Origin of the sequence: Bradyrhizobium sp., assembly GCF_035484855.1 — a bacterium.
Lineage (GTDB): Bacteria > Pseudomonadota > Alphaproteobacteria > Rhizobiales > Xanthobacteraceae > Bradyrhizobium.
Genome location: NZ_DATHOP010000193.1, coordinates 1 through 3,934, shown reverse-complemented (window position 1 = coordinate 3,934; position 3,934 = coordinate 1). Strand labels below are relative to the sequence as shown.

The 3,934-nt window shown below is 64.4% G+C and carries 5 protein-coding genes and 1 pseudogene; all 6 read right to left on the bottom strand.

Annotation, left to right across the window (positions count from 1 at the left end; all coding sequences use genetic code 11):
• Positions 1 to 223, bottom strand: a 223-nt coding sequence (locus VK804_RS21900; protein ID WP_325374116.1) for a site-2 protease family protein, incomplete at its 3' end; no start/stop codon positions are given.
• Between the two features lie 43 nt (positions 224 to 266).
• Positions 267 to 1,490 carry a 1-deoxy-D-xylulose-5-phosphate reductoisomerase gene (dxr, locus tag VK804_RS21895; protein ID WP_325374115.1) on the bottom strand — a complete coding sequence of 408 codons (1,224 nt, stop codon included), beginning with the start codon at positions 1,488 to 1,490 and terminating at the stop codon, positions 267 to 269.
• A 4-nt stretch (positions 1,491 to 1,494) separates the two neighbouring features.
• The gene (locus tag VK804_RS21890) at positions 1,495 to 2,340 is read right to left on the bottom strand and encodes a phosphatidate cytidylyltransferase (RefSeq protein WP_325374113.1); all 846 of its coding nucleotides are present in this window, start codon (positions 2,338 to 2,340) and stop codon (positions 1,495 to 1,497) included.
• Positions 2,337 to 3,095, bottom strand: coding sequence for an isoprenyl transferase (locus tag VK804_RS21885; protein WP_325374110.1), 759 nt, complete (start codon positions 3,093 to 3,095; stop codon positions 2,337 to 2,339). Before VK804_RS21885 ends, VK804_RS21890 begins: the two co-directional genes overlap by 4 nt.
• A 10-nt stretch (positions 3,096 to 3,105) precedes the next feature.
• Positions 3,106 to 3,669, bottom strand: a complete 564-nt coding sequence (gene frr / locus VK804_RS21880; RefSeq protein WP_325374108.1) for a ribosome recycling factor — start codon at positions 3,667 to 3,669, stop codon at positions 3,106 to 3,108.
• Positions 3,670 to 3,732: 63 nt separating this feature from the next.
• Positions 3,733 to 3,934, bottom strand: a pseudogene (gene pyrH, locus VK804_RS21875) (UMP kinase); the annotation flags it as partial.

The window sequence follows — 3,934 nt, the reverse complement described above, 5'->3', positions numbered from 1 at the left end:
CCGAAATCTTCCACCGCGTGCCGTGGCGGTCGTTGAAGCCGACGAGTTCCGGACCGAACCCCAGTGAAAAGGTTAACACCTTCACGCCGGCCCAGCGCGCAACCAGGAAATGGCCGAGCTCATGGAAGAAAACGACGATGGTCAGAACGAACAAAAAGGGGACGGCGTATCCGATGTGCCCATGGCTCAACGTATTGAAACTATGCAGAAAAAACTCAGACATCTAGTTCCCCTCACCCAGAGCCAATGGCTCTGCCCCCAACCTTCTAGGATGCCTTTGCGGCAATTTGAGGCAAGAGGGTGGCAGCTTTATTTCGCGCGTTATGGTCAACGGCGATGGCATCGTCGGCAGAGGTCAGGGGGGCCAGGTTCCCGGACCGGATCCAGTCCTCGATCGTCGCCTCGACCAGGCGTGCGATCGCACCGAATCTGATCTTGCCGGCGATGAAGGCGGCCACCGCAACCTCATTGGCGGCATTGTATACCGTAGTTGCGCCGCGTCCGGTTCTTAACGATTCGTAAGCCAGCCGCAGCGCCGGGAAGCGATCGAAATCCGGCGCCTCGAAGGTCAATTGTCCGATCTTCGCAAGATCGAGTTTCGCCGCCGGGCCGACGATCCGATCGGGCCATCCCAGGCAATGGGCGATCGGCGTGCGCATGTCGGGAGCGCCCAATTGAGCGACCACCGAACGGTCGGAAAATTCGACCATGCCGTGGACGATCGACTGCGGATGCACGAGCACGTCGATCTCGTCGGGCGTCAGCGCAAACAGATAGGAGGCTTCGATCACCTCGAGCCCCTTGTTCATCATCGAGGCGGAATCGATGGTGATCTTCTGGCCCATGGTCCAGTTCGGATGTTTCAGCGCCTGCGCCAGCGTCGCCTGCTCGATATCGGCGCTGGCCCAGGTCCGGAACGGCCCGCCCGAGGCGGTGATGATGACGCGGACCAGTTCTTCCCGGTTTCCCGACCCCAATGCCTGGAACAGGGCATTGTGCTCGGAATCGGCGGGCAGGATGCAGGCGCCCGCCCGCGCCGCGCGCTGCATGAAGAAATCGCCGGCACAGACCAGGCATTCCTTGTTGGCGAGGGCAACCGTGGCGCCACGATCCACGGCCGCAAGCGCAGGCTTCAGGCCGGCCGCGCCGCTGACGGCCGCCATCACCCAGTCCGCCGGCCGGGCGGCGGCTTCGATCACAGCACTTTCGCCGGCGCCGCATTCGGTCCGGGTGCCGGCCAGCGCATCTTTCAGGTCGGCCAGACGAGAAGGGTCGGCAATGGCCGCAAAGCGCGCGCCGAATTCTTTCGCGAGCTTTGCCAGCGCCGGCACGTTGCTGTTGGCGGTCAGCGCCTCGACCCGGTAGCGGTCGCGCGAGGCGCGCAGCAAATCCATGGTGCTGTCGCCAATCGAACCGGTGGCGCCCAGCACCGTCACGGTGCGCACGGCGGATGCCGCAGCCTTGTTGTTACGCAACGGAACAGCGCTCATATGCTCACCAAATCATAAGACCGCGGCCGACGCCATCCATGCCGCCCCGCAAAAGCCCGAGAATCGCGGCAAATACTACCGCCGCCACGAAGCCATCGAGGCGGTCCATCAGCCCGCCATGGCCGGGAATGAGGTGGCTCGAATCCTTGACGCCGAAACGCCGCTTTACCGCGGACTCCAGGAGATCGCCAAGCTGGGACGCGATCGAGAGCGCCGCGCCGAGCAGCAATATGGGGCCTGTTTTGGCAAGGCCAAGCGCCGCAAATCCAGCCGATACGGCCAGGCTCACGAGAAAACCGCCGGCAGCGCCCGCCCAGGTCTTCTTTGGACTTACCCGCGGCCAGAGTTTCGGCCCGCCGAAGGTGCGTCCGGCGAAGAAGCCGCCGATATCGGTCGCCCAAACCACGAGCAGGATCAGCACCAACGCGACGAAGCCATAGGTCTGATCGAGGCGCACCAGGATCGATGCGATCTCCGCCACTACCGCGTACAGGAATCCGGCCGCGCTCCAGCGGCGCGGTGGCGGCGAAAGCAGCGCCACGGCCGCAAGGCCGATCGCCGATACGATAAGCGCGGCATCGATCCGTTCAGAAGCGAGACACAGCCCCGACAGCGCCAGCGCGACCCCTCCCGTTGCGACGACGGGTTTCTCGCGCACCGCACCGACGACCATCAGCCATTCGACATAGAGGCCGATCGAAGCCAGCATGACCAGCCCCGCCCACAGCCATCCGCCGGCATCGGCGAGCGCAATCGCCGACGGCGCGAGCACCAGCGCTGCGAAGACGCGCAGCATCAGATTGCGCGAACCCTGCTCGGCCGCCGCCGACGCGGCATCGCCCTCGGTCACGATCCGGTTTTCGCGGCCAGACCGCCGAACCGGCGTTCCCGCCTGGCATATTCGGCGATCGCATCCTCAAGGGCTGCCTTGTCGAAATCGGGCCAGTGGATCGGCACGAACACCAGCTCGCTGTAAGCCGCCTGCCACATCAGAAAGTTCGACAGCCGCTGTTCCCCGCTGGTGCGAATGATCAGATCGGGATCGGGAATATCGGGCGCATCGAGATATCGGCCGAGCGTGTCGGCATCGATCGAGGCGGGATCGCGCTTGCCGGAGGCGACCTCGCGCGCCAGCCGCTGCGCGGCGCCGGCGATTTCCTGCCGCGAGCCGTAGTTGAAGGCGACCACAAGCGTGAGTTTCGTATTGTCTTTGGTCAGTTCTTCGGCCTCGTTCAACAGCGCGCAGATGTCCGGCTCCAGTCCGTCGCGTTGGCCGATCACGCGCACCCGCACGCCGTCGCGATGCAGGGTCGCGAGGTCGTTGCGGATGAACCGCCGGAGCAGGCCGAACAGGTCGCCGATTTCGGTCGCGGGCCGCGACCAGTTTTCCGAGCTGAACGAAAAAATCGTCAAATAGCGGATGCCGAGTTCGTGGGTCGCGCGAACCACGCGACGCAATGCCTCCACGCCGCGCCTGTGGCCTTCGGCGCGCGGCAAACCACGCGCCGCCGCCCAACGTCCGTTGCCGTCCATGATGATGGCCACATGCAACGGCGCATCGGATCGATCCGTTCCGTCAGTCGCGGGAGCAGCGGCGTTCGACATCGGTCGATCCCTAAACCGTGAGGATTTCTTTTTCCTTGGCCGCCAGCAGCTGATCGATCTCCGAAATCGTTCCGTCGGTCGCCTTCTGCACGTCGGCGGCGAGGCGTTTCTGATCGTCCTCGGAAATCTCGTGGTTCTTCTCGAGGTTCTTCACCGTATCGAGGCCATCGCGGCGGACGTGCCGGACCGCGACCTTCGCGGCTTCCGCGTATTTGTGCGCGACTTTCACCAGCTCCTTGCGGCGGTCTTCGTTGAGCTCGGGAATTCGCAGGCGCAGCACCTGGCCTTCGGTGGCGGGACTTAAGCCCAGGTTGGAATCGATGATCGCCTTTTCCACGGCCTTGACCATCGACCGGTCCCAGACCTGCACCGAGAGCAGCCGCGGCTCGGGCACGCTCACGGTCGCCAACTGGTTGAGCGGCATGTGGGTGCCGTAGGCGTCGACCTGCACCGGCTCCAGCATCGAGGCCGCGGCGCGGCCGGTTCGCAGGCCCCCGAGTTCGTGCTTGAGTGCCTGGGTTGCGCCTTGCATGCGGCGTTTCAATTCGTTGATGTCGAACTTACCGGTGGGCATAACGCTCTCCCCTCCTTGGATATCCTTGCCGAGGCCACAAGGCTGGCTTGCGGTCCGCGGCCATCAGCCTGCGACGATCGTGCCGCGGCCGGTGCCGCGCAGGATCGCGCCGATCGACCCCGGCTCGGCGATCGAAAACACGATGATAGGCAGCGACGTCTCGCGGGCAAGCGCAAATGCGGTGGCGTCCATGACCTTGTAGCCGCCCCCGATGGCTTCCGAATGGGTCAGGCGGTCAAATCGCTTCGCGGACGGGTCTTTTTTC

Excerpts from the sequence above, each read along its gene's own strand:
- dxr (WP_325374115.1), bottom strand. The coding sequence starts at position 1,490 with ATGAGCGCTGTTCCGTTGCGTAACAACAAGGCTGCGGCATCCGCCGTG.
- frr (WP_325374108.1), bottom strand. The coding sequence starts at position 3,669 with ATGCCCACCGGTAAGTTCGACATCAACGAATTGAAACGCCGCATGCAA.
- VK804_RS21885 (WP_325374110.1), bottom strand. The coding sequence starts at position 3,095 with ATGTCGAACGCCGCTGCTCCCGCGACTGACGGAACGGATCGATCCGAT.